Source organism: Ruegeria sp. N10, assembly GCF_056531545.1.
This window is the reverse complement of sequence record NZ_JBQFLY010000021.1, coordinates 18,256-45,093: the sequence shown is the minus strand read 5'-3', so window position 1 is coordinate 45,093 and position 26,838 is coordinate 18,256. Positions and strand designations below refer to the sequence as shown.

Below are 26,838 nucleotides of genomic sequence, written 5' to 3'. Positions count from 1 at the left end.
CGCCGAGCCAATGATCCCAAACGCATGCTCAATTCCATGCATCTGCAAAACCTTAACAAAGGCCTCTTCCGTCGTCATCTTCATAGGGGTGTTTCCTTATCTTCAGAACGCTAAAGCGTTGGTAAATTACAGTATTTCGTCTCTGAGGTAATAGCCGACATAGGCTATGCGCTGACCCAGACGGCGGAAGGGTGTCAGGATGCCGTGACTCGGCAGCGGGGACGTGAAGATCGGCAGGGCAAAGGCCTTGTCTTTCTTGCCCGCGATCAGCTGTGCCATACGACGCCCGGCCTGAGCCGAGTACATCACGCCGTTGCCACCATATCCCATCGCGTAGAACACGCGCTGTTGCGGGTCCGGCTGGAAGATACGCGGCATCATATCGTGGCTGACATCGACCCAGCCCCACCAGGAGTAATCGAGGTTGATATCCGTCAGCGCCGGGAACTTTCGGGCGAGGCCCTTTTTCAGAAGCTCCAGGTGTTTTTCGTTCTCGGCGTCTCGTCCTGTTACCGCGCTGCGGCTGCCGATCTGCATCCGGTTGTCAGGCAATAAACGATAATAATGGCGCAGGGTGCGCGTGTCCGTCAGGGGCGATTTGGTCTGAATGCCACACTCATCCAGTTCGGCCTGGGTTAGGGGCCGTGTCACCATCGAGTTGGACAGGATAGGCATCAGGCGGTGCTTTGTGCGCGTGTTCAGACCCGGCGGGGTATAGCCCGCGGTTGCCAAGGCCACCGTTTTGGCGCGGACGATGCCGCCCGGTGTGCGCAGGTGATGCACGCCGTTCTTCGTCTGCCATCCCATGACCGGGCTGCCGGTGTGAATTTTCACCCCCAGACGACGCGCCATGTTGACGTAGCCGAACGCCAGTTTACCCGCATGGATGCAGGTCCCGTCAGGTTCCCACATGGCACCTGCGGCCTCCATATCGCGCACGTGCTTTTCATGCAGCTCTTCCCGAGAGAGGATGCGCGAGCCGTAGCCGAACACATCGTTGAGCAGCTTGCTCTCTTTCTTGAGGGACGGCATGACCTTGTCGCGATGCGCGATGTAGTAGTGGCCACCCGGCTGGGGGTCGCAATCGATATCGTCGGACGCAATCAGATCGTTGAACAGCTGAAACGCTTCTGTGACCTCGGCATGCATGCGCTTGGCCACGTCCGTTCCCCACCGTTCGATCCATTGCGACCGCTTGAGCCGCCCGGATGAGATCTGGGCCTGCCCGCCATTGCGGGTGGAGCAGCCCCAGGAGACGGTATTTGCTTCTAAAACAACGGCTTGAATGCCGTGTTCCTTGGCAAGATGAATGGCGGTCGACAGACCGGTATACCCCGATCCGATCACCACCACATCCGCATCCATATCGCTGGACACAGGTCCATCATCGGCCGGAGGTGTTCCGGCCGTTCCAATCCAATACGTGGGCGCGTGGTCGCGATTGTGACCCGGACCCGCATCAATGATCGGGTCATATTTGGGGTCATAACTGGCCTTGGGCCAGTGACGCGGGATGCTGTTATCCACCACTCTTGTTTTTCTCCGAGGCTGCGCGCAGGGCGGCGGATCAGGCTTTGAACATTGGGCGCGCTTTGCGAAGCGCCTGTTTTACAATGATTTTACCGTCACGAACGGTGAACAGATCCGCACCTTCGGCTTCGATCCGCATTCCGTTTGCGTCGGTTCCCGAGAAGGTCCACTCGGATACGGCACGATCACCGTGGACAAAGTGGCTGTGATGATCCCAATGGGCGTCTTTCATGCCTGCCCAGACGCCCGAAAACGCGGCGGCGATGGCTTCGGCACCTTCAACCTTGTTGCCGTATTTCTCGTCACCGGCCACGGTGTAGAACACGCAGTCGTCGGCGAAGTGGGTCATCACGCCGTCGATGTCGTGGCGGTTGAACGCGTCGAACGTGTCCGCCAGGTCCTGCGCGGTCAGGGTTTTGTTCATTTTGTACTTCCTTGTCAGTGGGGTTGTTACATTTCGTCCGGGTTTGGAACGATCAGTGTCGGGATCCTGGAGCGCCGCAAAACGCGTTTTGCGACCGTGCCCAGGAAGGTGTGCGAAAAGCCGTGATCATGCGCGCCCAGCACGATCAGGTCGCAACCCAGTTCGACCGAGCGGCGCAGGATCACTTCTGCCGGATGGCCGTCAGTCACCTCGACCGAGGTGACCTGATCGCGAATTTTCCCGTCGTCGCCGTCGAACTGCGCCCAGAACTTGGCTTGCCGTTCGGCCAGAACCTTGCGCACCATCTCGTGACGACGCTCAATGGCGGTCTTGCGGGTCTCTTCGTTCATGATGAAGATTTCCATCGTGATCTTGGCGTCGTCCGACAGGGGTTCATTCACGTGCAACACGTGAATCTCCGCCCCGGTGGCCTGAGCGATGCTGGCGGCATGGCGCATGGCGTGACCCGAGTTTTCGGACAGGTCGGTGGCAAACAGGATGTTGGAGACCATCTGTTTCATGTCGTCATCCTTTCAGATCAGTAGCCAAACAGCCGTGGGAGCCACAGCGACAGTTCAGGGAAGAAGGCGATTATGAAGATCGCCACCGTGTTTGCCGCCGCAAAAGGCAGCGCGCGCAACGAGATCTGTTCGATCGAGATGTTCGAGATACCCGATGCGATGAACAGGTTTTCGCCCAGCGGCGGGGTCTGGAACCCGATGCCCAGCGTACAGACCATCACCACGCCAAAGTGGATCGGATCGATACCAACCGAATACGCTACCGGCAGCATTACCGGAACAAGGATCAGGATGGTGGCCAGTGTTTCCATGAACATGCCGACGAACAGCAGGAAGAAGATGATCAGCGCCCAGATTACATAGAGGTTGTCGGTGAAGCTGAGCATCGAATCTGCGATGATCGCCGGGATCTGGTTTTCCACCAAAAGACGTCCGAACACCGTAGCGGTGAACAGGATCAGCAGGACGCGACCGGTCAGCCATGTGGTGGCTTCAAGCGACTGGAACAGCGACTGCCAGGTCAGTTCGCGATAGATGACTACCCCCACGAACAGGGTATAGAAGATCGCGACGATTGCTGCCTCGGTCGGGGTGAAGAAGCCGGTATAGATACCACCCAAGATCACCAGCGGCGCCATCAAAGACCAGAACCCGCGATACATTTCGCAGCCCACATGGCGGATCGACCAGCCTTCGGCGACGCCTTTGTAGCCGCGCTTTTTCGACATGAAGTAGTTCAGGATCAAAAGGCTAGTGGCGATCAGGAAGGCGGGTACGAACCCGGCAATGAACAATTTCGAAATCGAAACCGACTGGAAGGTGCCGAATTTCTCGACCGCTTCGGGCGGCGGGGCCATACCGAGCGCGGCAATGCCGAAGATCACCATCGGGATGGAGGGAGGAATGATAATCCCGAGGCCGCCAGAGGACGCAGTGATCGCCGAGGCATAGCCGCGCTCATAGCCGCGGTCGATCATTGCCGGGATCATCAGCATCCCAACAGCCGCGGTTGTTGCCGGGCCCGAGCCCGAAATTGCACCAAAGAACAGACAGGCCATGACCGTTGCGGCCGAAATACCACCGGTGAAAGGACCGGCCAGACTTTCGGCAACGTTGATCAGGCGTTTTGAGATACCGGCAGCCTCCATCAGGGCCCCGGCGAGGATAAAGGCTGGCAGCGCCATCAGCGGGAACGAGCCCACGGATGTAAAGGCGATCTGCACGAATTTGATCGGGTTATCGCCCAGATAGAGAAACGAGATCAGCGACGCGACACCCAGCGCCACCGTGATCGGCGCGCCAATGAGCAGCAAGAACAGAAATGATCCAAACAGGACCGTGACGATTTCGGATTCCATGATTTAACCCCCTGCCCTTAGGATTTCTTTGCTGCTTCGGTCGCAGCTTTGATTTCGTCGAGGTCGATCTGATCGGGATCGTGAATGTCCTCGCCTTTGACAAGGCGGAGGTAATTCACCTGAATGATGCGGACGGTCATCAGCGCAAACGCGATGGGCAGCACCATGTAGATATACTTCATCTCGACACCCAGGGTCTGGGATTTCCAGAACTTGTTCATCTTGTTGAAGACAAAATCTGTCGCCAGATAGAGGAAGTAGACATTGAAGAAGAGCCAGAAGAGATCGGCGAAGGCTTCGATGTACTTGATCGCCCCCTCAGGCAGGAACTTGAACTGGAATGTCACGCGGTTATGCGCCCCTTTCAAGGCGGCGTAACTTGCGCCGAAATAGACGAACCATACGAACATGTAGACCGAGAGTTCTTCGATCCAGCTGACCGAAAAGCCGAAGACTTCGCGCGCGATGATCTGCACGAATAAAAGGCAGACAAAGCCGGATAAGAGTATCCGGCAGATGACACTTTCTATGTTGTCCAGAAATTTCCAGAACATGTGGTTTCACTCCTCCCTGAGATGAGAAGAGCGCCGTGGCGCTCTTCCCGGTATCGCTCTGCGGCGATTATTGCTGCACCGGCTCGCGGCCAATGGCTTCCAGAACGGTGTTCAGTTTTTCGACGCCACCGATGGAGTCGTAGAACTGGGGCCATACGGCACCTGTCGCCAGTTCGATGAACTCGGCTTCGTCGTTTTCGGGATCGATGATCTCCATACCTTTGGCGGTCAGCTCTTCCTTGATGGCGGCTTCGGAATCCCGCAGGAACTGTGCGGAAGCCAGGGTGGCTTCCTGTCCCGCTTCAAGGATAATTGCCTGATCTTCTGCGGACAGGTCCTGGAAGACCGCTTCTGAAACGATCAGCGGTTCGATCGAGAAGATGTAACGCAGGTTGGTGACGTGGTCCTGAACCTCGTAGAACTTCATCGCGTTGATGGTCAGGTATGGGTTGTCCTGCCCGTCAACCACCTTGGTTTGCAGTCCGGTGAAGGTTTCCGACCAGGCCATTGGCGTCGGGTTGATGCCCCATGCCTTGTAGGTTTCGATCATGATCTCGTTCTTGGGAACGCGGATGACCAGATCCTGAAGGTCAGCAACCGATTTGACCGGTTTTTTCGAGTTGGTCAGGCGGCGGAAACCGGTATAGGTCCAGCCGATGATGCGCACGCCGGCATCACGGATGGTGTTTTCGACCAGTTCCTGACCGATTGGGCCCTGAGTCAGCTTTTCGGCATCTTCCAGGCTGAGGATCACGTAAGGCAGCGTGAAAACACCGACCGAAGGCGAGAACGGCGTGATGTTGTTGATCGCCAGCAGCGACATATCCAGCGTTCCGATCGCTGCCTCGTTCACGGTGTCCTGTTCGGACCCCAGCTGACCGTTCAGAAACAGCGTTGCGGTGTGGGCACCGCCCGATTTCTCTTCCAGCGCCTTGACGAAGGCGATGCCCAGAGCTTCCTGTGCGCTTCCTGCGCTATCGCCCACCGCGATCTTGAAGTTCTTCGCATCAGCCGTGCCCGCAACCATCAGTGCAGCAACGGAAACGGCGGCGCTGATGGTGCCAAGCTTTTTGATAAATGACATGGATGTCCTCCCATTTGTCGTGTTTCGAGGTGCGCGATGGCCTGGGGAGAAGGTGGCCAGTCCGATTCTGCCTCGGCCACAAGAGGCTATCTTGCCAACATGGTTTCGTCGTTGTTAATATTTGCGTGAAAGGTTTCACAAATGTCGAACTTATAATATGAGACAAAACCCACTGGCCACCCGCATCGGGGACACGGACATTCGCCTTCTTCGGGTTTTCAAAACCGTTGCGGAAAGCGGAGGGTTTTCGGCAGCAGAAATTGAGCTCAACATCGGGAAATCAACAATCTCGAAACACATATCGGATCTGGAGCTTCGGCTGGATCTGAAGCTGTGCAACCGTGGCCCGGCGGGTTTTTCCCTGACTGAAGACGGCGAGAAAGTGCTGGCCGCGACAGAAGACCTGCTGATTTCGGTTTCGCAGTTCAGAACCGAAGTCAACGAGATCAAGCAGCAACTGGCAGGAAGTATCCGCGTGGCGCTGTTCGATCAATGCACCACGAACCCCGAAGCGCGCCTTGCCCGCGCCATTCACAGCTTCAACGAAGCCGCCCCTGCCATCCAGATCGAGTTGTCGATTGAACCGCCTAACGTCATTGAGACCATGGTTATCAGCGGGCAGCTGGATGTCGGGATCATCGCCCTGCACCGCCCCTCGGCAAGCCTGCATTATGCGCCGCTTTATGGGGAAAACATGTTTCTGTATTGCGGGCAGGCCAATCCGTTGTTCAGCCAGTCCGCTGACACGCTGAGCTTGCGGGACATTCAGGCGTTCAACTATGCGGGTCTGAACGTGAACTCGCCCAACCTGATCTACGGCCAGCAACTGGGGTTTCGGCGCGCCGCCAAAGTGCAGAACGAACAAGCCCTTGCAATACTTATTCTGTCGGGCAGCTATCTGGGCTTTCTTCCGGACCATCTGGCGCAGGAATTTGTTGATAAGGGGCTTATGAGGCAGGTGATGCCGCAGGAAATCAAATACAGAACGCGCTTTGCGGCGGTGACGCGGAAACAGCCGGATCCGACACGCGCGGCCAAACTGTTTCTGGAAACCCTGCTGAGCGTCCATTCCGAAGTGCCCTGAGCCCGGCCTCGTCGCCTGTTTGCGCGAGGGCACTCCGTTTATTAACTGAAGACATGCGCCAGCCGGGGGCGCACGGCCGCGCTTGTCGTGTCCACTAGGGCGATAGGCACGGGGAAAATTGGTCGAAAACGTCTGATTGAAAACAAATTTGACTTGGCAATTCCAGTTTGATTTCAATCGGCGAAGACCATCACCTCTTGCCCCCAGATAACCGGAGAACTGCATGTCATCCGACCCTGTTGCCGCCTTGCGCAATCAAACTGATCACGAGGCGCAATCATGAGCCGCGATGCCTTGCTGCAACCTTATCAGCTAAAGCACCTGACGCTGAAAAACCGGATCATGACAACCAGTCATGAACCCGCCTATCCCGAAGGTGGGATGCCGACGGAACGCTATCGTGCCTATCACGAGGTGCGGGCCAAAGCGGGGGTTGCGATGACCATGACGGCGGGGTCGGCCGTTGTCAGCCGCGACAGCCCGCCTGCGTTCAACAATATCCTGGCATACAAGGACGAGGTGGTCCGCTGGATGGCGGAGCTGACGGATGCCTGCCATGCCCATGGCTGTGCGGTGATGATCCAGCTGACCCATTTGGGGCGGCGCACGGGCTGGAACAAGGGTGACTGGCTGCCGTCCCTGTCGCCGTCGCACGACCGGGAACCAGCGCACCGGGCCTTTGCCAAGAAGATGGAAGATTTCGACATCGCGCGGATCGTGACCGATTACGCCGATGCCGCCGAACGGATGCAGGCCGCCGGGCTGGATGGAATTGAATTGCAGGCCTACGGTCATCTGATCGATCAGTTCTGGTCGCCGATGACCAATCGGATGGAGGCGCCCTTTGGGGGCAATCTGGACAACCGGATGCGCTTTGGTTTCATGGTTCTGGACGCAATCCGCGACCGCGTCGGGAGCGATTTCATCATAGGGGTCCGTTACACCGCCGATGAGGTGGAAAAGGGCGGCATAACTGAAGCGGAAGGGCTGGAGATTGCCCGAAGGCTGCGCGACAGCGGTCAGGTCGATTTCCTGAACATCATTCGCGGGCGTATTCATACCGACCCGGCCATGACGGACGTGATCCCGGTTCAGGGCATGAAAAGCGCACCCCATCTGGATTTTGCCGGGCGGGTTCGGGCCGAGGTTGGGATGCCGACCTTTCACGCCGCGCGCATTCCCGATGTGGCGACGGCGCGGCATGCGGTGGCCTCGGGCCTGCTGGACATGGTCGGCATGACCCGCGCGCATATGGCAGATCCGATGATCGTTGCCAAAATCCGGGCTGGACGGGAAGAGGACATCCGGCCCTGTGTCGGTGCCACTTACTGTCTTGACCGCATTTATCAGGCGGGTGAGGCGCTGTGTGTCCACAACCCGGCCACCGGGCGCGAATTGTCGATGCCGCATCTGATCCCCGCCGCTGAAACGCGCCGCCGCGCGGTGATTGTGGGCGCAGGCCCCGGCGGGCTTGAGGCGGCGCGGGTCGCGGCCGAGCGCGGGCATGACGTCACCGTTATTGAGGCCGCCCCCGCACCCGGCGGTCAGGTGCGGCTGACCGCGCAGTCCCCGCGCCGGGCCGAGATGATCGGGATCATCGACTGGCGCATGGCCCAATGCGCCGCACGCGACGTGACATTTTGTTTCAACACCTTTGCGGACGCCGATGCTGTAACTGCGCTTGCGCCGGACATGGTGGTGATCGCAACCGGCGGATTGCCCGAGGTGACGGTTCTGGAGGCGGGTAACGATCTGGCGGTTACTGCCTGGGATATCCTGACCGGTGATGTGCGCCCCGGCGACAATGTCCTTATCTATGACGATGCAGGGGATCACCCGGCCCTGATGGCGGCTGAGGCTATCGCGCAAGCGGGGGGGCGGGTAGAAATCATGACCCGAGACCGCAGTTTTGCCCCCGAAATCATGGGGATGAACCTGGTGCCCTACATGCGCGCCCTGCAAAAGACCGGTGCCGAGTTCACAGTCGCCCGGACGCTGAAATCATTGGTGCGATCAGGCAATCAGCTGGAGGCAGCCATTGGTACGGATTACTCGGACCTGATAGAAAAGCGCCTGTATGATCAGGTGGTTGTCAATCAGGGTGTTTTGCCGCTGGATGATCTGTACTTCGATCTGAAACCGCTGTCGCGAAACTTGGGCGCCGTGGATTATGAAGCGCTGGTCGGCGGGTCCGGCCCCGTGTTTCCGCAATCGGTCCCAGAGGCGGGGTTTGATCTGTACCGGATCGGCGATGCCATTTCATCACGCAACACGCATGCCGCCATTTATGATGCGCTGCGCTTGGGGCTTCGATGGTGAGGCCATTGAAAAACCCCCCGGCCAAGCACGCCACAAACAGCTTTTCACCTGACAGTCAGTCAAAGGACCGGACATGAGCAATACAGAGGTCATCGAAACCGTTTGGATTCCCATGCCGGACGGCGCTAAACTTGCGGCACGGCTTTGGCTGCCCGGCTCGGCCCGAGCAACGCCTGCTCCCTGTGTTTTGGAATACATCCCCTATCGCCGCCGGGATCGCACCCGGATGCGGGATGAAAGCATGCATCCGCATTTCGCCGCTGCAGGCTATGCGTCGATCCGGGTGGACATCCGCGGCTATGGCGACAGCGACGGGATCCCCGAGGATGAGTATTCGCATCAGGAGATTCAGGACGGGCACGACATCATCCAGTGGATTGCCGATCAGGACTGGTGCGACGGAAATGTCGGAATGTTTGGCAAAAGCTGGGGGGCGTATAACGCCTTTCAGGTGGCCGCTACCCGCCCGCCTGCGCTGAAGGCGATTGCTCCGGTGATGGGAACGGATGACCGCTGGCGCGAGGATATTCACTTTTACGGCGGCTGTCTGGCCAATGACAATTTCTGGTGGGGCTCGATCATGCAGCTGTACAATGCCATGCCGCCCGACCCCGAGATCGTGGGCGCGGATCGCTGGATCGACATGTGGCGTGCACGGTTGGAGGGGGCTGAATTCTGGCCCGCCATGTGGCTGGAACATCAGACCCATGACGACATATGGCGGCGCGGTTCGATCTGCGAAAACTACGCGGATGTCGATGTGCCGGTGTATTTCTTTGGCGGATGGATGGACCTGTATCGCGACACTCCTTTCCGCATCGCGGAACACCTGAGCGGGCCGGTCAAGATCCTGATGGGCCCCTGGGCGCATCTGTACCCGCAAGAAGGGGTGCCGGGGCCCCGGGTCGATTTCGTCGGCGAGGTGATCCGGTTCTGGGACCATTGGCTGAAGGGGATCGACACGGGCCTGATGGACGAGCCGCCCTTGCGGTTTTTCCTGCAGGACAGTGCCGCCCCGTCCGGAACACATGTGCACCGCGACGGGCAGTGGATCGAGGAGCCAAGCTGGCCATCGCCACATGTCAAGGACCAGCCCTTGTGGCTGAATGACGGAACGCTGGACGCCTCCGCCGGGTCGGGCGGGGAGATGTCGGTTTGTTCGCCGCAGAATTTCGGGGCCGCAGCGGGCGACATGTGTTCCTTTGCAATACCCGGAGATATGGCGGCAGATTGCCGGATCGAAGCCGCAGGGGCGCTGCAATTCAAAGCAGAGCCACTTGGAGAGCCGATCGATATTCTGGGCCAGCCCTCGGTAGACCTGACAGTTTCTGCCGATCGGGCGCAGGGTTTTGTTGCGGCCTTGCTGGTGGATGAGGCCCCGGATGGCGCGCAGACATTGATTGCACGCGGGTTCTGCAATCTGACGCACCGGATCAGCGACACTGAACCAACACCGATCACACCCGGCGAAGACATGCACGTGACTGTCCCGCTTTATGGAACCGGTTATCGGGTGTTGGCGGGTCATCGCATCGTTCTGCAAATCGCGTCCGCCTATTGGCCGGTCCTGTGGCCAGCGCCCGAGCCGGTTACGCTGACGATCCAACCCGGCACATCGCGGCTGATCCTGCCCGTGCGCAGCCAGCATGATGACGCGCCAGCCCCACGCCCCTTGCCCGAACCTCGGGGTCCCGACGTCGCCCCGCGGAAGACGAACGTTCGCTCCGGTTCGATGGAGCGTTCGGTCCACACCGATCTGACCAATGGCGAGGTGACACACAGGTATTTCCTTGACGGGGGTGTCTTTGGGCCGGTGGGCGATATTCGCCTCGACGATATCGGCACGGTGCTGAGCGATATGTCGGATCGACGCTATACCATCCAGCCGGATGATCCGTTGTCGGCAGTAGCCACAATGGAGCAAACCGCCGGTTTCGACCGCGAGGGGTGGTCCGCCAAGATCTGGACCTGTTCCGAACAAAGGGCGACTGCGACCGAATTTCACCTGACCGCTCGCCTAAAGGCGTGGTCGGGTGACGACCTGATCTTTGAGGAAGAACAGTCTTTTGTCATCCCCCGCAACGGGATGTAGGCGCAGAATGGTTTACAGACCTGCCGTCTTGTGATGCGTGGGCTGGTGTTCCCCTCGCGGGATCGAAATTGTTCAGGGCTCTCATCCGGGGGCAACGTGCATCAATCGGAACCTATCTTTGAGCGGGATTGCAAAACCATGTAGCAATGACGAAAGAAAGCAGGACGAAGGAGAGTTGCCTTGACGAGTTTTTTTGAGAACCTGCGCGCCCTGCGGCATGAGTTTCACCGCAACCCCGAGCTTGGCTTTCAGGAGGACTGGACCAAGGCCCGGATCGCCGATCACCTGAGAAGCCTTGGCATCGAAGTGCATGAGGGTGTCGGCGTTGTTGGTGTTCTGCGAGCGGGCCATGGCAACCGGTCCATCGGTCTGCGCGCGGATTTCGACGCCCTGCCCATTACCGAGGCCAACAACTTTGCCTACAAGTCTCAGAATCCGGGCGTGATGCACGCCTGCGGCCATGACGGCCATACGACCATGCTGCTGGGCGCGGCCGAGCTTTTGGCCAGGGATCAGGGCTTTGACGGCACCGTTGTCTTCCTGTTCCAGCCCAATGAGGAGCACGGGCTGGGTGCGCGGGCGATGATTGATGAAGGCGTCCTGCGGGATTTTCCGATTGACGAAGTCTATGGCGCGCACAATCTGCCGGGCGAACCCGTTGGGCGGGTTTCAACCCGCGCCGGTGTTGTTTGTTGCAGCGAAAGCCTATTCGAGATCACAATCACTGGTCAGGGCGGCCATGCCTCGATGCCCCATGTCGGGCGCGAGACACTTACGCCCGCAGCAGAGCTTGTTCTGGCCTTGCAAACCATCGTTTCGCGTAAGCTTGCCCCGGCGTCTGGCGCGGTCGTTTCCGTGACCGAGTTCATCACCGATGGGCAGCGCAACGTCCTGCCAAGCCGAACGGTGTTGAAAGGGGACGCACGGGCGATGTCCCCCGACGACCGCGCGCGGATTGAACATCACATGCGGCAGATTGCAGCAGGCGTGGCGGAAAGCCACGGTGTCGCGGTGACGGTGGAGTTCCAGACCGAATTCATCGAGGCAATCAACGATGCCGACGCCGCAACCCATGTGGTTTCAGCAGCAAAAACGCTGGGTTTGGAGGTTGACGGCGACCGGACCGCCATGTCGTTTTCCGAGGATTTCGCGGAATTTGCGGCAGCGGTTCCGGGGTGTTTTCTGCTGATCGGCAATGGAACCGAGGGGTCGAATGGCCGCCCCCTGCACGCGAATGACTATGATTTCAACGACGCGCTGCTGCCATTGGGAGCAAACCTGTGGGCCGAACTGGTGCGGCAACGCCTGCCTGTGACCACCTGACTGTGCAGGACGATCCATAGATTTTCCGGATCGCCCGCTCAGGTCGTGCTGAAAATTCGCTATCGGATGCCGGTCTTTTCCAGAATGATCAGCGTGCTGCTTCGGTGGGCGCGCATGCCGAACCCGACCATTCAGCGCCGGATGCGCCGGTCAGGAACCCGTCGCTTAGCCTTATACCGGGATCGGCGGCGCGCAGCGCATGTTCCAGATCGCCCCGGTCAAGTTGCCCATCCAGCCGCTGTCGGTAGAGCGCGCAGAGCCTTGGGAACCCCTGAGATTGCGGCGACAGGCGCAGGGCCGCGACGCCAGCACTTTGCAGCAACTCGATCTGATGATCCGTGCAGGCATAGCTGTCTGACAGGGTCTGCACACCGTTCATGGCCATGAACGGCTGTCCATCGCCGGTCAGCACTTCCAGCCCGTCGGGATCGTTTTCGCAGGCAAACTGGCAATTATCCTTGCTGCGCTCATGCAGGCGCGCGTGGTAACACCGGCCGGAGATGGCCAGCGGCAGGCGACCGTGGCCCCAAACCTCGACCGCGACACCCAAACTGGCGGCGGCTTGTGCCAGAACCCTGACCGAGGCGATTGGCAGTTCCGGCGGCAGGCATATGCGACGCGCCCCACGTGACGCCAGCCATGCCAATGTGCCTTCGTTATAGACATTGATCAGCGGTCCGACATCGAAATCGGTGTTTTCGGGCAGATGCGCCAGCGCAGTCAGATCGTTGATCTCGACCGTGACCCCCAGATCCGCCAGATCGGCGGTCAGCTTGCGTTCACGCTTGAGCGTCACCAGTGCAAGACTGGTCAGCGCAACCTGTTTGCCTGCCTCAACCAGCCGGGCAATCGCGTCGGGAATCCGGTCCTGATAAAACGGCAGGCGCTTGGAACAAACCAGCTCGCCCAGCACGATGCGGTCGACGGGGGTTTGGGCCAAATCCTCGTAAAAGGATGTCCAGCTATCGGCGGGCCAGAAAAACTGGTTGGGGCCAACGGTCAGTTCCATCGCGCTATCTCCAGGTTTTTTTGTATGCGCCGGTTGTCATGGCCTGCCCTTCGGACAAACGGGCCAGCATCCCCTCGGGCAGAGGGCGCCCGGCCTCAAGCGCGTCGACAGCGGCACGGAAGTTCCGAACCACCTGCGCAACGTAGGATTTCGAGCGCTGGCGCCCTTCGATTTTCAGCGCGGTGACACCGGCCTTCTGCAATTGCGGGATCAGCCGTTCCGCATTCAGGCTGACGGGGTCTTCGAACAAATGGCCCGTCTTTTCACCTGCGGAAAAGCACCCTTTGCACAATGTCGGATAGGGTGCAGGCTGATTTCGTTCGACCCGGTGGATCAGGTAACCGCCCAGGCGCGTGTTCAACGCGCCCTGATCGTTCTGGTATTCGACATGGCTGGCGGGCGAACAGACGCCGTTCATGTTCGGAGACAGCCCGGTGGCGTAAGAGGACAGTGAACAGCGACCTTCGGCCATCACGCAGAGCCCGCCGAACACAAATACCTCAGTCTCGACTTCTGTTTCGGCGTTGATGGCGGCGATTTCGGGAACCGACAGCACGCGCGGCAGGACCACACGTTTGACGCCGAAGGTTTCGGCATAGAAGTTGATCACATCGGCATTCGCCGCCGCGGCCTGCACGGACAGGTGCCTGCGCAGCCCCGGATGGTTGCGCGCGGCATAATCCAGCAGCCCGATATCGGCGAGGATCACGGCATCCGCGCCGCAGGTTTCCGCGTCGGCCACCGCGCGATGCCAGATTGCTTCGCTGCCGGCGCGGGGAAACGTGTTGATCGCAACCAGTACCTTGGCCCCGTGGTCATGGGCAAAGGCAACACCCGCGCGCATTTCGGCCCGGTCGAAGTTCAGGCCCGGAAAGTTGCGCGCGTTGGTTTCGTCATTGAAGCCGCAATAGACTGTATGCGCCCCGGCCTTGACGGCTGCGCGCAAGGCGGCGGGCGTTCCTGCCGGGCAGACGATTTCCATCACCATAGTACAGCATCTTCCGGTCGAGTCAGGTACAGGCCGGTTCGACGTTCCACCAACGCGATCAGCTGCTTCAGCGGGCGCGCAAGCGGGCCGGAGAGGGCTGCGGCCTCGTGCGCGAGGTCCAGTTCCGCGTCGTCTATTGCGTTGCGCAGGGCCAGCGCCGCGGCCGTATCGCCCTCGATCACCAGATCACGTGAGAAGAACAGTGCATCGCCGTCAAATGCACCGTGAACCAGCCCAAGAAGGGCCGCCAGAGGGCCGGAAATACGCGCAACCCCTGACCCGCTGCGCCGGGTCAGTGTCACCTTTGGGGCACCGCCATTCGGATCAAGCAGCAGGACAACAGGCAAATCCGTCGGATCAAGAACGAAAACTGATCTTCCGTATGCGCCAAGCCGTTGAAACATTTCCGGGTTTTTCTTTGCGACCCGGCGCGTGAAGACCGTCAGCGACAGCGACAAGGGGCCAAGCGGCACTATCCGAAACATGGCCGCCAAAGCCGCCGGGCAGCGCGGTATCGGGTTCTGAGGAACGGGCAATGAGACCTCCTGCTGTCTCAACATTATGACCTTGGATGCCTTCCTAGGGCGATCGCGGCTGGGGTGACTTGACGGTTGTCAATTCGACCCCTCGCTTTCGTTGCTAGAGGGTGGAAACCACCGTCGGAGCAGTCCCATTCGCACCCTGCCGCAATATCCCAGCCTTCAGCATTTTCTGAAATGGTGCGAAGACACCGGACAGTTCAGGCGCATCCCTGATCCGGTTTCCGTACGCCATCAGATGACCGCTGTTCACCGCGCCGTGCTTGAGGCGGGTGGGCCGGTTCTGCAATTTGACCACCCGACAGACGTGTCCACTGATCGGTTCGATACCCCCGTCGTCGTCAACCTGTTCGGAACAGCGGAACGGGTTGCTGCCGGGCTGGGTGTCACACCCGCCGGGCTGGACGATCTGGGGGCCTTTCTGGCCGCGCTGCGGTCCCCGACGCCGCCGGACGGAGTGCGGGACGCGCTGGCCAGATGGCCGATGCTGAAGGCGGCCCTGTCGACCCGACCGAAACTGGTCAGAACTGCCCCGGTGCAAAGCCTCTGCCACAGCGGAGCGGATGTGGATCTGACCGCGCTGCCAATCCAGACCCACTGGCCCGGCGATGCGGGGCCGCTGATCACGTGGCCCGTGGTTCTTACCCGGCCCTACGGCAGCGATGCAAACGCGGCGCAAGGCTATAACGCGGGGGTTTACCGTGTTCAGGTGCTGGACCGGAACCGTGTCATCATGCGCTGGCTGCCTCATCGCGGCGGCGCGGCGCATCACAGGAGCTGGGCGAGGTGCGCCGAAAAGATGCCCGTCGCCATTGTGCTGGGCGCAAACCCCGCGACTTTGTTATCGGCGGCCTTGCCCTTGCCAGAAACGGTATCCGAGCTGACATTTGCCGGTGCCCTGAACCAGAAGCGCCCACATCTGATCCCGGCCAGAACCATCCCCATGTTGGTCCCTGCTGACGCCGAGATTGTTCTGGAAGGTTGGGTTTCACCAAGCGAGACCGCCCCCGAGGGGCCTTTTGGGGATCACACCGGCTATTACAACCCGGCTGAACCCTTTCCGGTGATGCAGGTCAGCGCTGTCACCCATCGGGACGCGCCGCTGTATCTTTCGACCTATACCGGGCGGCCACCGGACGAACCGTCAATCATTGGCGAGGTGTTCAACCGCCTGGCCCTGCCGACCATCCGTGCGCAGATCCCCGAAATCCACGATCTTTGGCTGCCGCCCGCCGCCTGTTCCTATCGCATGGCAATCGTTGCCATCGACAAACGGTATCCGGGGCAGGCCCGGCGCGTGATGATGGCCCTGTGGGGAATGCTGCCGCAATTCAGCTATACGAAAATGATCATCGCGGTCGATGCCGATATCGATCCCCGAAACTGGGAGGATATTGCTTGGGCGCTTGCCACTCGCATGGACCCGGGCCGGGACGTGATGGTGCTGGACAGGACACCTATGGATTATCTGGATTTTGCATCACCCGAACCCGGTCTGGCCGGAAAAATCGGCATCGACGCGACGACGAAACTGGGCAGTGAAACGCTGCGGGAATGGGGGACTGTGATGCACACCGCGGATGGAGATCACGCCTTTGCGGAAGACCTTGTAAACCGATTGATGCCGGAGCTGAGAGCATGACAAACGCCCGTGTTGTTTTGGGGGTATCCGGTGCGTCAGGCGCGGCGTTGAGCCTTGCCGTGGCCCGGTGCCTGGCGTCATCGGATATCGAGGCCGATCTTGTGGTCAGCGCAGCCGGGATGCGGACACTTGCGCAGGAATGCGGCCCGGACGCTTTGCAAAACCTGCGGCAACTGGTGACGCGGCATCACCCGAGCGCCGATATCGGTGCCAGCATTGCGTCCGGGTCGGTTCCGGTATCCGGCATGATCGTTGCGCCCTGTTCCATGCGAACGCTTGCCGCGATTGCGCATGGGCTGGACGATAACCTGCTGACGCGCGCCGCCAGTGTTCAGCTCAAGGAACGCAGGCCGTTGGTTTTACTGACACGAGAAGCACCGCTGACCCTGGCCCATCTGCGCAACATGACGGCGGCGGCAGAAATGGGGGCCATCATCCTGCCCCCGGTTCCTGCGTTTTATCTGAAGCCTGACACCCTGATGGATATCGTGTCCCAGGTCGCTGCACGCGCGGTGGACTGCCTGCGCATTTGTGACCCGGTGGCGCAGCAATGGCGCCCGCAATGCGCAGGTGAGTGAGTTCGGACGCCTCCGGCGGGAGTATTTGGAAAAAGATGAAGTCGCCTGAAGTGCCGAGACGAGACATCTTTTGGAGCGTCTTATTGGCCTTGCCTGCCTGTAGACGGGTTTTGAGCGTTAACACCGCAGTCTGGCGCCTGTCGGGTCAAACGGTGCCTCGGCCAGTACGCGCGCCTTGTGCGGTTTGCCGATGACCTGAATGACAACCTCATCGCCCGGCAGCGCGGTGTTTGGGTTGCGGAACCCCAGCGCCAGCGATTTCCCGACCGAGTAACCGAACGCCCCCGAGGTGACACGACCCACGGGCGCGCCGTCGGGGGTAAAGATCGGCTCACCCCCGGTTGCGTCGGCATCTTCGGTCACATCCAGCTCGAAGACGGACAGCACCTCGCGCGCGGGGTTGTCCTTGACGGACAGATAGGCGTCTTTGTGCAGGAAATCCTTGTCCAGTTTGATCAGACCCGCCAGCCCGACCTCTTGCGGCCAGTATTCCTGAGAATACTCGCGCCCCCACGAGCCATAGCCCTTTTCGATCCGCAGCGCCCCCAGCGCGCGCGCGCCCACCGGACCGCCACCACAGTCTTTGGCGGCCTCAAGCAGGGCGGTGTAGAGCGCCACCTGATCCCCCTCGGCGCAGTGCAGTTCCCAGCCCAGATCGCCGGTAAAGCTGACCCGGATGGCCACGCATTCGACGCCAGCGACCGTGATTTTCTGCGACCGCATGAAGCGGAACGCCTCGTTCGACAGATCGGCATTGGTCAGGCGTGCCAACGCTTCGCGTGACCTGGGGCCTGCGATGTTGAACCCTGCGATGCGGTCGGTGGCGACCTCAAGCGTGGTGCCTTTGGGCATATCGACCATGTTGAAGAAGCGCTGATGATAGCGTTCGGCCATGCCGGACCCGATCATCATGTATTCATCCTTGGCCAGCTTGGTGATGGTGAAATCGCCCGCCACGCCACCGCGAACCGAGATCAGCGGCGTCAGGCAGCTGCGCCCCACTTCGGTGGGCACCCGATTGGCCGCCAGACGGTCCAGCCAGTCATGGGCACCGGGGCCCTTGATCACGTAATTGGCGAAGTTCGAAATGTCGATCACGCCCACGCTGTCGCGCAGCATCTGCACCTCACGGCCCACGGGCACCCACCAGTTCTGGCGGGTAAAGCCGGTGGTCTCTTCCACCTCGGGCTCATCGGCGAACCAGAGCGGATGTTCCCAGCCGCAATTGAGGCCAAAGACGCACCCCATCTGTTTCTGCATCTCATAGGCGGGGCGCAAACGGGCCGGGCGGCCTGCGCTGCGTTCCTCGTTGGGGAAATGGATCTTGAAGCGGTGGGTATAGGCATCCTGAACGCGGGCCTTGGTGAATTTCTTGTCGGCCCAGTCGCCAAAGCGGGCCAGATCCCAGGCGAACATGTCATATTGCGGCTCGCCCTCGATCATCCATTGCGCCGCCAGCAGACCCAACCCACCGGATTGCGAGAAACCGGGGATCAAACCACCGCAGAGGAAATAGTTCTTCAGCTCAGGCACCGGCCCCCAGAGCATGTTGGCGTCGGGCGACCAGATCATCGGCCCGTTGATCACGCGTTTCACCCCGGCTGTGGCAGCAACCGGCACGCGTTCGGTGGCGCGGATCACGTTTTCCATGATCCGGTCCAGATCGTCGGGGAACAGATCATGGGCAAAATCCAGCGGCGTGCCGTCTTCGGCCCAGAATTTCATGTCTTTCTCATAAGCCCCGATCAGCAGGCCGTTGCCTTCCTGCCGGAAGTAGTATTCGCCGTCGCGGTCAGCGATCGAGGGCAGACGGCGCACCAGGCTGGCGACCTCGTCGATGCTTTCGGTCACGAAATACTGATGCTCGGTCGGTTGCAGCGGCAGGGTCAGACCCGCCAGCGCCGCCACCTCACGCCCCCAGAGACCGGCGGCGTTGACAACCCACTGGGTGTGAATGTCGCCTTTGGGCGTGCGCACGATCCAGCTGCCGTCGGGTTGTTGTTCGGTTCCCGTCACCGGGCAGAACCGTTCAATGGTGGCCCCCATGGCGCGGGCCCCGGCGGCATAGGCGTGCGGCACGCCCGACGGGTCGACATTGCCGCCATCGGGTTCGTACATGATGCAGCGGATGTCATCGAACTGCGCCAGCGGATGCAGTTCCTTGGCTTCTTCACGGCTGACTTCGTAGAAGTTCAGACCATAGAACCGGGCCTTGGCCTCTTGCAGGCGCAGCTGGTGCTCACGCTCTTCGGTCTGGGCCAGATAGAGCGAGCCGGGCTGGAATACGCCGCAGCTTTGGCCGGTTTCCTGTTCCAGCTGTTTATACAGATTCATCGTATAGTGCTGGATGCGGGTGATGTTGTTGTTATCGTGCAGCCCGTGAATATTCGCCGCTGCGTGCCAGGTCGAACCGGAGGTCAACTCGTTCCGTTCCAGCAGGACAACGTCGGTCCAGCCAAGTTTGGCCAGATGGTACAGGATCGAACAGCCGGCAAGGCCCCCTCCGATCACGACAGCTTGTGCATGGGTTTTCATGAGTGCTTGTCCCTTGGTCCGCCGCAGCTCAGGCGGCGATTTCTTTCATGACAGCCAGAAATTTGGCGACTTCGCCGATTGAGTTGTAGTGGCACATCGAGACCCGGACGCAGGCGTCATAACCCAGCGGCGTCAATATGTTGCCAGAATAGTGGTCGGCCTTGCGCAAATGGGTGCGAATACCTTCATCGTTCAGCCGTTTGACGACATCCGCCGAGGCCACGCCCTGTACGCGCAGCGACACCAGCCCTTCGCGTGCGGGGTTGTCGGCACCGCCCAGAATGGTGACCTTCTCCATCTCGGCCAGACCGCTCAGGTTGCCGGTGCCGTGGATCATCGCGTCGGTCAGTGCCTTTTCCTGCGCGTGAATGGCGTCACCCGCTGCCAGAAATCTGGCACGCCGGTCGGTGGCGTCGCTGACCTGACTGCCAAGCCATTCGAAATAAGACACAACGTCGGACATGGTCGCATAAGCCCCGGTGTCGCGCGTGCCCATTTCCCAGTTATCTGCCGGGCCGTCCAACAGGGCATTGTGTTCAAGCCGCGTCAGCCGGTCGGAAATCCACGCCACGCCGTAGCCATGGCGCGAAAACACCTTGTAGGGCGAGATCACGTAGCCGTCGACGTCATACGCGCTGAGATCGATCCGGCCATGGGCGGCGTGCTGGATGCCATCGACAATTATGAAACAGTCTGGCGCCACGGCGCGGATCGCTTGTGAAACTGCGGCCACGTCGACGCCCATGCCCGTCACGGGTGAGGTGTGCAGGATTGTCGCCACTTTGGTGTCGGGTGTAACAGCTGCGGCATAGGCCCCGGCTGTCACGGTGCCGGTGTTGTCATCGTGGGGCACCAGCACATGGGTCTGCCCGGCAATACGGGCCCAGCGATCACAGGCTGAGCGTGTGGCGGGGTGTTCTAGTGTCGACCCCAGCACAATCCCCGGACCGGTTCCGAGACAGGCGTTCATGATCAGCCGGAACAGAAGTTCTGTGCCGCTTTCACCCACAAAGAACTGACCACCGGGTGCATTCATGAAATCCCGCATATCGGCCTTGGCCGCGTTGATCGTGGAAACCAGAGCATGAGACCCCGGATTGTCACGCCCCTGATTGTCGGGAATTGCGGCGTGACGCGCCGAGCTGTCCAGCACGGATTTCAGTGTCAAAGCCCCACCGGCGTTTTCGAAAAATATCCGCTCGCCCTGTTCGGGGCAGTGATCGATCTGGGCAAAACGGTTGCGGATCTGGTTCAGCAGGTTTTCCGAAATTTGACTCATGAAAAGCGGCACCTTTGTGTTTTGTGAACGTATGATGTTTCAGACAAGCCTAAGATGGTTTCCCCGCAGGGCTGGCCAAATCTCCCGTAACCGTGCGGATGGTTCAACATGTGCTTCATTCCCGAGCGGCCCTTATTCCGACTATGGCGTCGAGGGCGCGGTATCTTGTTCTTTTGCGACGTAAATACAGTCACGTCTGCGACACGGCGCGTTGGGTTAGCCAGATTTCCCGCCCCATGTGTCGGGGCGAACCTGCCTTTGAGGCAGGCAGCCATCCGACGTGGGTTCCATGCTTTTGCCTGATCCGCGGCTATAGCAGATCAAACAACCGCCCCGGAACATTTCTGTGCCTTGGCAGGTCAAGCGCCCGCATTAGGGCAAACATCATGGCCTGATTGGACGTCACAACAGGTTTATCAAGGGCCGCTTCGATCCGGTCTATGGCCTCGACCGCGCGCATGTCGGTGCAGCTGAGTATGATGGCCTCGGCCTTTGGGTGGTCGGCCTGCATGGCAAGGTCGAAAACCTCGTCCGGGGTCAGTTCTCCCTGCCCGTAATTGCCCAGCTCGCGGCCGATATCGGCGCATTTCACCGTTGTGATCTGGTTTTGCGTCAGAAAATCCATGGCCTGCGTGTTGATCTCGCCCAGATAGGGTGAAGAAAAACCGACGCTGGACACGCCGAGCGCATGGATCGCACCAACCAGCGCCCCTGCGGCGGTAATACACACGGCCCCCGACGCAGCCCTGATGCCCTGCGCCAGCTGGTGATCAAAGAACGGGCCATGGGTCAGCGTGGCCGAGGTACAGCCATAGAGCACCACATCGGGCCGAACGCCCGAGATCATCTTGAGGTCATGGCTGATATCCGAGGCCCCCAGACCCGCCATCTGATCCGAGCCGGGGATCTCATCCACGTCATAGCCACCCATTCGCTGAAAATGCACCGTCGTGTCCGGGCAGCGCATCAGCATCATGTCAGCTTCGAGATTGGTGTTGGTAAAGGGCACCAGCACCCCGATTTTGGCCCGTGTCCGGGTTTCAAAGGTCATGACGTCACCTCTTTCAGAACAGTCAGGCAGCGCTCCATCACTGCCGTGTCGCAGATTGTGGCGCGCAGGCAATCCGCGAGGCAATAGCCGCCCATTCCGCGCATGAGCAAACCCGCTTTGCGCAACGCGGCATCCGCTTTTTGCGCGGTGGCGGCATCGGCAAATCGGATCAGGACAAAATTGGTGTGGCTGTGCGGAACAGATAATCCCAGCGCCCGGCACCCGTCGGCAAAGCGATCCCGGATGGCGGCGGTTCTGGCAACCGTGTTGCGCATGTGGGGCTGATCTTGCATCGCTGCCGTTGCCATGGCCTGAGAGGGGGTCGATACGTTGTTGGGGTTGAGCAGTTTTCGCAGCTCAATCGCGACCTCAGACGGGAACAGACCCCAACCCACGCGCGCGCCCGCCAGACCGTAAGCCTTTGAGAAGGTGCGTATGACCACAGTATCCCCACGTGCGACGAGGGCAAAGATTTCAGCCGGGTCGTGGTCGCGATCGGCGAATTCGGCATAGGCCTGATCGACCACCAGCAGCGCGTTCCCAGGCAGGGTGTCGCGCAGGCGGATGATCTCGGCATTCGGGATCAGGGTGCCGGTCGGGTTGCCGGGGTTGCAGACAAAGACGATCCGGGTTTCAGGCGTGACAGCCGCCAGAATGTCATCGACCGAGACGGTCAGATCAACCTCGCGGGCTTTCACATACTCTGCCCGCACCTGCGCCGTGGCTGAGGCCACATAGGCATAGCCGTAATCCGTGCCCAATACATGGTCGCCCGGCCCTGAATAGGCGCGGATCAGGCAGCCGATCAACTCCATCGATCCGGCACCGCACAGGATGTTGTCGGCTGGTACCCCGTGCCCCTGAGCGATGGCGGCGCGCAGGTCCGACCAGTCGGGATCGGGATAAAGCGGCATCCGGTGCAATGCCGCCTGCCCCGCCGCAATTGCGGCAGGGCTGACCGGAAAGGCGCTTTCATTCTGGGCCAGCGATACAGTGTCCTGCCCGCCCAGATCGGCCAGCGCATAGGCTGCCATGGCTCGAATGTGATCAACCGCGCGGATCATGAAGCACCCCCATAGGCTTTGGCCCCTTCTTCCGTGACCAGACCGCGCCTGAGGTCCAGCGCCAGCGCCTTTGGGTCGCGCACGGCCGGATCGCCAAAGCCGCCGCCGCCGGGGGTGTCAAAGATCAGGTAATCGCCGCTTTCCACACGTAGCTCGCCCTTGCCCGGAATGTCGCCGCCGCCATCGCGAAACCGGATACGTCCCGGCGCGCCGGGCAGGCCGCCCATACGACCCAGAGCCGGGAATTTCAGACGTTCGACCGACAGGAAGACGATGAAGGGGGCATCGTTCGCGGACGTCATCTCGATCCGCTGACCCAATCCGCCCCTGAACTGGCCTGCGCCGCCCGAGTCGGGCAACAATTCGCGTCGCCACATGATCACGGGTGCGACACTTTCGGTTATTTCGACCTGCGAGCCGAACACCCCCGAAGGGTAGGCTGTCGCAGACAGGCCATCCGCGTGGGGCCGCGCCCCGGTACCGCCATTGTGAACGGGTTCGATGGCAAATTCGCGCCCGCCATTCGCCGCCACTTCGGGCGCGTGGCGCATTGGCAGGTCGAACATGCACGACGCCCCTTCGGCGGGCACCTGATCGGGCAGCGCCTGATGCAGGCAGCCCAGAACCAGATCCGGTGTGACCTGACCCAGCGTATGCCGCATGGCCACCGGCACCGGATGCTGGGCGTTCAGGATGCAACCCTTGGGGCCGTCCACCGTGAAAGGTTCCAGCGAGCCCGCGTTGTTCGGGATATCCGGCCCGACGATGCAACGCAGGGCAAAGACCGTATAGGCGGTCGCATAGTTCAAAGGCACGTTGATGCCCTTCTTCGAACACCCTGACGTGCCCGTGAAATCGACATGCATCCCTTCTTTGGTCACAGTGAGCGTTGCGTGCAGCTCCAGCTCGGCCTCATAGCCGTCCATGCGCAGCACGTTTTTGTACACGCCCTCGGGCACCTCGGCGATGGCCTGCAACGCACCTTTACGCGAGGTGTCGATGATATAGGTTCCAAGCCTGTCCAGATCATCGATCCCGAACTCGTCCATCATCGCAACAAGGCGGTTCACCCCGGCCTCACAACAGGCGATCAGGGCGTAGATGTCGCCCTCATTGGCCACAGGCTCGCGCGAGTTGGCGCGGATGATATCCATCAGCAGCGCATTGGGCGTTCCGGCCTCGACCAGTTTGCAAGGCGGGATCAGCAGGCCTTCGTCATATATGTCCGAACCTTCTGGCCCCATGCCAAGACCACCCAGATCCACAAGATGCGAGGTGCAGGAGGTAAAGCCCACCACCCTGCCGTCCTTGAACGCGGGCATCATCAACAGGAAGTCGTTCAGATGCCCCGAGGCCAGCCACGGGTCGTTTGTCATGTAGATGTCGCCGGGGCGCATGTCCTGCACCGCGAAACGGGCGCGCAGGTGCAGCACGGCCTCGGCCATGGTGTTGATATGGCCCGGTGTTCCGGTCACGGCCTGCGCCAGCATCCGGCCATTCACGTCGAATATCCCGGCGGAAATGTCACCGCATTCGCGCACGATGGGCGAAAAAGCCGCGCGGATCAGGGTCTGGCCCTGTTCTTCGACCACTGCCAGCAGGCGGTTCCACATCACTTGCAGGCGGGCGGGGGACAGATCAGCGGTCATTATGCGCCTCCTTTCTGATCCTGTATCAGGACAAGGTTGCCGATTGCATCCATCTGGGCCGAGAAATCGGCGGAAACGAGTGTGGTTGTTTGTGGTTCATGGATCAGCGCGGGGCCTGCCACATGGTCACCGGGGCGCATATCGGCGCGGGCGAGAAAGGCGGCCTGTTTTACCGTGCCATCCAGATCACAGGTGATGGGGCGCGTCTGCGTGACCTGAAATGCGGTTTTGCCCGGCGTTTCCGACACTGTGGGCACCGCTTTGTCCGGGGTGGCAACGCGAACGGCCCAGTTGAGAACCTCGATCTTCATCCCCGGCACGGGGCGTGAGAATTGTTTGCGGTATTCCTTTTCGAATGCGGCCGTCAGCGGGGCGATATCCGGGCGTGTCAGGGCGCGGTCCGGCAAGGTAATCTCGATCTCATGCCCTTGCCCGCTATAGCGCATGAAGGCGGTGCGCAGGGTTTCGGTGGGTGCATCCCCTGCCCCTTGGGCGACGACCTCTTTTGCTTCGGCAATCATCGTATCGAACAGGGCGTTCACCCCGTCCATGTCCATGCTGTCGAGCAGAGAATAGCGCGAGCGGACGATTTCGAAAGATACCGGGGCAAACAGGAACCCAACCGCCGAACCGACACCGGGATTGGGCGGGATCACGATACGCGACACCCCGGCGGACCGGGCGACGCGGGTGGCATGCAGCGGCCCGTTGCCACCAAAGGCAATCATGGTGCGCGGGCCAAGGTCCTTGCCGCTTTCGACCGCGTGCATTCGCCCGGCGCTGGCCATGCTTTCGACAACGATGCGGCTGACCCCATCTGCCGCACCTGTTGCATCCAGCCCCAGTTTTTCCCCGATCACACGTCTCAGGGCGGCCTTTGCGCTATCGGGGTCCAGCTGGATATGCCCCTCGGCAAAGGTGTCGGGCACGATATAGCCCAGAGTGATGTCACTGTCGGTCACGGTCGGATCGATGCCGCCGCGCATGAAAGCGACCGGCCCGGGCTCCGAGCCTGCCGATTTTGGCCCGACCGTCAGACGCCCGAGACGGTCAACACCCGCGATCGAACCACCACCAGCACCAATTTCAATCATCTCGATCACCGGAATGCGCACCGGCATTCCCGACCCCTTGATAAACCGTGCCGCGCGGGCGATTTCGAATGAGCGCGAGGTCTGGGGGCGCGCCTTGTCGATCAGGCAGAGCTTGGCCGTGGTGCCACCGACGTCAAATGACAGGACCTGATCCAACCCGGCACGCGCCGCGATGCGGGCGGCCAGAATGGCCCCTCCGGCGGGGCCGGATTCCACCAGACGAATGGGGAAACGCGTTGCGGTGCCGATCGTGCACATACCGCCGCCTGCCGTCATCATCAGGATCGGACAGGTTACGCCCTCGGCCGTGAACTGATCCACAAACCGGGTCAGATAGCTATCCATCAGCGGCTGAATATAGGCGTTGGCCACAGTGGTGCAGAGCCGGTCAAACTCACGCGCTTCGGGGCTGACATCGGACGAGATCGAGACGGTCAAACCGGGGCGGTGTCGCGCGAGAAGATCGCGCAAACGCCGTTCGTGGGTCGGGTTGGCGTAGGAGTGCATCAGGCAGATGGCCACCGCCTCGGCCCCGCTGGCGTCAATCTCGGCCAGCAACCGGTCTACTTGCGCTTCATCCAGTTCAATCAGCACCTCGCCTTCTGCCGACATGCGTTCGCATATGGTCAACGAGCGTTCGCGCGGCACCAGCATGTCCGGCTTTTCAAGGTTGATGTCGTATTGGGAATACCGACGTTCGTACCCGATATCGAGAATATCGCGGAATCCTTCGGTGCAGACCGTGGTCACGACCGCCCCGCGCCGTTCGATCAGCGCGTTGGTTGCCAGAGTTGTTCCGTGAATGAATCCGGTGACATCTTTCAGCGACCGGCCAGTCTGCGCCATGACTCGCCGCGCGCCTTCCAGTGCGCCTTCTGCCGGGTTCTCGTGGGTGGTCAGGGTTTTGGTGGAGGCCAGTATCGTCTCATCACCCGAGACGAGGACCGTGTCGGTAAAAGTGCCGCCAATATCGATGGCGAGGCGCAGAGCGGTTGTCATGAGGTATTCCGTTGTCGTCTGAAAGCAGGCAGGCAGAACGGCCCCGAAGGGCGGTTACCGGCGCGTCGCGACCAGATCACAGCCGGTCGCACGGCGATCAAGACGGGTGGGGATACACTGAC

General features: G+C 60.5%; 21 protein-coding genes. 6 read left to right on the top strand and 15 right to left on the bottom strand.

What is annotated here, in order from left to right; all coding sequences use genetic code 11:
- Positions 1-126: 126 nt before the first annotated feature.
- The 6 genes from ACR0JI_RS19555 to ACR0JI_RS19530 form a co-directional block, all read right to left on the bottom strand.
- The gene (locus ACR0JI_RS19555; RefSeq protein WP_480880276.1) at positions 127-1,527 is read right to left on the bottom strand and encodes an NAD(P)/FAD-dependent oxidoreductase; all 1,401 of its coding nucleotides are present in this window, start codon (positions 1,525-1,527) and stop codon (positions 127-129) included.
- A gap of 40 nt (positions 1,528-1,567) precedes the next feature.
- Complete coding sequence (locus tag ACR0JI_RS19550; protein ID WP_480477499.1) at positions 1,568-1,954, bottom strand: nuclear transport factor 2 family protein; 387 nt, start codon at positions 1,952-1,954, stop codon at positions 1,568-1,570.
- A gap of 26 nt (positions 1,955-1,980) precedes the next feature.
- Positions 1,981-2,475, bottom strand: a complete 495-nt coding sequence (locus ACR0JI_RS19545; RefSeq protein ID WP_480496051.1) for a universal stress protein — start codon at positions 2,473-2,475, stop codon at positions 1,981-1,983.
- A 17-nt stretch (positions 2,476-2,492) separates the two neighbouring features.
- On the bottom strand, positions 2,493-3,833 hold the full coding sequence (locus ACR0JI_RS19540) for a TRAP transporter large permease (protein WP_480496053.1): 1,341 nt from the start codon (positions 3,831-3,833) through the stop codon (positions 2,493-2,495).
- Between the two features lie 17 nt (positions 3,834-3,850).
- Complete coding sequence (locus ACR0JI_RS19535) at positions 3,851-4,387, bottom strand: TRAP transporter small permease (RefSeq protein WP_480496055.1); 537 nt, start codon at positions 4,385-4,387, stop codon at positions 3,851-3,853.
- A gap of 67 nt (positions 4,388-4,454) precedes the next feature.
- Positions 4,455-5,471, bottom strand: a complete 1,017-nt coding sequence (locus tag ACR0JI_RS19530) for a TRAP transporter substrate-binding protein (RefSeq protein WP_480496057.1) — start codon at positions 5,469-5,471, stop codon at positions 4,455-4,457.
- 157 nt (positions 5,472-5,628) lie between these two features.
- Here ACR0JI_RS19530 and ACR0JI_RS19525 point away from each other — a divergent pair, with 157 nt between their 5' ends.
- From ACR0JI_RS19525 to ACR0JI_RS19510, 4 genes are all read left to right on the top strand, one after another.
- On the top strand, positions 5,629-6,555 hold the full coding sequence (locus ACR0JI_RS19525) for a LysR family transcriptional regulator (RefSeq protein WP_480496059.1): 927 nt from the start codon (positions 5,629-5,631) through the stop codon (positions 6,553-6,555).
- A 279-nt stretch (positions 6,556-6,834) separates the two neighbouring features.
- Positions 6,835-8,874 (top strand): oxidoreductase, encoded by a 2,040-nt coding sequence (locus ACR0JI_RS19520; protein WP_480477509.1) that lies wholly within the window; start codon positions 6,835-6,837, stop codon positions 8,872-8,874.
- Between the two features lie 73 nt (positions 8,875-8,947).
- Positions 8,948-10,966, top strand: a complete 2,019-nt coding sequence (locus tag ACR0JI_RS19515) for a CocE/NonD family hydrolase (protein ID WP_480496061.1) — start codon at positions 8,948-8,950, stop codon at positions 10,964-10,966.
- A 180-nt stretch (positions 10,967-11,146) separates the two neighbouring features.
- Positions 11,147-12,289, top strand: coding sequence for an amidohydrolase (locus ACR0JI_RS19510; RefSeq protein WP_480496063.1), 1,143 nt, complete (start codon positions 11,147-11,149; stop codon positions 12,287-12,289).
- 88 nt (positions 12,290-12,377) lie between these two features.
- Here the strand turns inward: ACR0JI_RS19510 and ubiV are convergent, their stop codons facing one another.
- From ubiV to ubiT, 3 genes are read right to left on the bottom strand one after another with little or no spacing between them, the layout of a single operon-like run.
- The gene (ubiV, locus tag ACR0JI_RS19505; RefSeq protein ID WP_480496066.1) at positions 12,378-13,298 is read right to left on the bottom strand and encodes a ubiquinone anaerobic biosynthesis protein UbiV; all 921 of its coding nucleotides are present in this window, start codon (positions 13,296-13,298) and stop codon (positions 12,378-12,380) included.
- A gap of 4 nt (positions 13,299-13,302) precedes the next feature.
- Positions 13,303-14,280: a ubiquinone anaerobic biosynthesis protein UbiU gene (gene ubiU / locus ACR0JI_RS19500; protein ID WP_480496099.1), complete on the bottom strand. Its 978-nt coding sequence runs from the start codon at positions 14,278-14,280 to the stop codon at positions 13,303-13,305.
- Positions 14,280-14,822 carry a ubiquinone anaerobic biosynthesis accessory factor UbiT gene (gene ubiT / locus ACR0JI_RS19495; RefSeq protein WP_480496068.1) on the bottom strand — a complete coding sequence of 181 codons (543 nt, stop codon included), beginning with the start codon at positions 14,820-14,822 and terminating at the stop codon, positions 14,280-14,282. Before ubiT ends, ubiU begins: the two co-directional genes overlap by 1 nt.
- Before the next feature lie 136 nt (positions 14,823-14,958).
- Between ubiT and ACR0JI_RS19490 the strand changes: the two genes are divergently transcribed.
- Both ACR0JI_RS19490 and ACR0JI_RS19485 read left to right on the top strand, forming a co-directional pair.
- Entirely contained in the window at positions 14,959-16,467 is a 1,509-nt protein-coding gene (locus tag ACR0JI_RS19490; RefSeq protein ID WP_480496101.1) for a UbiD family decarboxylase, read from the top strand.
- Positions 16,464-17,045 (top strand): UbiX family flavin prenyltransferase, encoded by a 582-nt coding sequence (locus tag ACR0JI_RS19485; RefSeq protein ID WP_480477519.1) that lies wholly within the window; start codon positions 16,464-16,466, stop codon positions 17,043-17,045. The genes ACR0JI_RS19490 and ACR0JI_RS19485 overlap by 4 nt, the downstream gene beginning before the upstream one ends.
- Positions 17,046-17,162: 117 nt before the next feature.
- On the opposite strand, the gene ACR0JI_RS19480 is transcribed toward ACR0JI_RS19485, so the two are convergent.
- The 6 genes from ACR0JI_RS19480 to ACR0JI_RS19455 all read right to left on the bottom strand — a co-directional run bounded on the left by ACR0JI_RS19480 (position 17,163) and on the right by ACR0JI_RS19455 (position 26,716).
- Positions 17,163-19,580, bottom strand: a complete 2,418-nt coding sequence (locus tag ACR0JI_RS19480) for a GcvT family protein (RefSeq protein WP_480496070.1) — start codon at positions 19,578-19,580, stop codon at positions 17,163-17,165.
- A gap of 28 nt (positions 19,581-19,608) precedes the next feature.
- Positions 19,609-20,859 carry an aminotransferase class V-fold PLP-dependent enzyme gene (locus ACR0JI_RS19475; RefSeq protein WP_480477523.1) on the bottom strand — a complete coding sequence of 417 codons (1,251 nt, stop codon included), beginning with the start codon at positions 20,857-20,859 and terminating at the stop codon, positions 19,609-19,611.
- A gap of 310 nt (positions 20,860-21,169) precedes the next feature.
- Positions 21,170-21,910: a maleate cis-trans isomerase family protein gene (locus ACR0JI_RS19470; RefSeq protein ID WP_480496071.1), complete on the bottom strand. Its 741-nt coding sequence runs from the start codon at positions 21,908-21,910 to the stop codon at positions 21,170-21,172.
- Entirely contained in the window at positions 21,907-22,974 is a 1,068-nt protein-coding gene (locus tag ACR0JI_RS19465; RefSeq protein WP_480496073.1) for a pyridoxal phosphate-dependent aminotransferase, read from the bottom strand. Before ACR0JI_RS19465 ends, ACR0JI_RS19470 begins: the two co-directional genes overlap by 4 nt.
- The gene (locus ACR0JI_RS19460) at positions 22,971-24,623 is read right to left on the bottom strand and encodes a hydantoinase B/oxoprolinase family protein (RefSeq protein ID WP_480496076.1); all 1,653 of its coding nucleotides are present in this window, start codon (positions 24,621-24,623) and stop codon (positions 22,971-22,973) included. The genes ACR0JI_RS19465 and ACR0JI_RS19460 overlap by 4 nt, the downstream gene beginning before the upstream one ends.
- The gene (locus ACR0JI_RS19455) at positions 24,623-26,716 is read right to left on the bottom strand and encodes a hydantoinase/oxoprolinase family protein (RefSeq protein ID WP_480496078.1); all 2,094 of its coding nucleotides are present in this window, start codon (positions 26,714-26,716) and stop codon (positions 24,623-24,625) included. The genes ACR0JI_RS19460 and ACR0JI_RS19455 overlap by 1 nt, the downstream gene beginning before the upstream one ends.
- Positions 26,717-26,838: the final 122 nt, after the last annotated feature.

Bases quoted from the DNA above. Each gene is read 5' to 3' on its own strand.
- ACR0JI_RS19550 (WP_480477499.1), bottom strand. From the start codon at position 1,954: ATGAACAAAACCCTGACCGCGCAGGACCTGGCGGACACGTTCGACGCG.
- ACR0JI_RS19545 (WP_480496051.1), bottom strand. From the start codon at position 2,475: ATGAAACAGATGGTCTCCAACATCCTGTTTGCCACCGACCTGTCCGAA.
- ACR0JI_RS19540 (WP_480496053.1), bottom strand. From the start codon at position 3,833: ATGGAATCCGAAATCGTCACGGTCCTGTTTGGATCATTTCTGTTCTTG.
- ACR0JI_RS19535 (WP_480496055.1), bottom strand. From the start codon at position 4,387: ATGTTCTGGAAATTTCTGGACAACATAGAAAGTGTCATCTGCCGGATA.
- ACR0JI_RS19530 (WP_480496057.1), bottom strand. From the start codon at position 5,471: ATGTCATTTATCAAAAAGCTTGGCACCATCAGCGCCGCCGTTTCCGTT.
- ACR0JI_RS19525 (WP_480496059.1), top strand. From the start codon at position 5,629: ATGAGACAAAACCCACTGGCCACCCGCATCGGGGACACGGACATTCGC.
- ACR0JI_RS19520 (WP_480477509.1), top strand. From the start codon at position 6,835: ATGAGCCGCGATGCCTTGCTGCAACCTTATCAGCTAAAGCACCTGACG.
- ACR0JI_RS19515 (WP_480496061.1), top strand. From the start codon at position 8,948: ATGAGCAATACAGAGGTCATCGAAACCGTTTGGATTCCCATGCCGGAC.
- ubiV (WP_480496066.1), bottom strand. From the start codon at position 13,298: ATGGAACTGACCGTTGGCCCCAACCAGTTTTTCTGGCCCGCCGATAGC.
- ubiU (WP_480496099.1), bottom strand. From the start codon at position 14,280: ATGGAAATCGTCTGCCCGGCAGGAACGCCCGCCGCCTTGCGCGCAGCC.
- ACR0JI_RS19485 (WP_480477519.1), top strand. From the start codon at position 16,464: ATGACAAACGCCCGTGTTGTTTTGGGGGTATCCGGTGCGTCAGGCGCG.
- ACR0JI_RS19480 (WP_480496070.1), bottom strand. From the start codon at position 19,580: ATGAAAACCCATGCACAAGCTGTCGTGATCGGAGGGGGCCTTGCCGGC.
- ACR0JI_RS19475 (WP_480477523.1), bottom strand. From the start codon at position 20,859: ATGAGTCAAATTTCGGAAAACCTGCTGAACCAGATCCGCAACCGTTTT.
- ACR0JI_RS19470 (WP_480496071.1), bottom strand. From the start codon at position 21,910: ATGACCTTTGAAACCCGGACACGGGCCAAAATCGGGGTGCTGGTGCCC.
- ACR0JI_RS19465 (WP_480496073.1), bottom strand. From the start codon at position 22,974: ATGATCCGCGCGGTTGATCACATTCGAGCCATGGCAGCCTATGCGCTG.
- ACR0JI_RS19460 (WP_480496076.1), bottom strand. From the start codon at position 24,623: ATGACCGCTGATCTGTCCCCCGCCCGCCTGCAAGTGATGTGGAACCGC.
- ACR0JI_RS19455 (WP_480496078.1), bottom strand. From the start codon at position 26,716: ATGACAACCGCTCTGCGCCTCGCCATCGATATTGGCGGCACTTTTACC.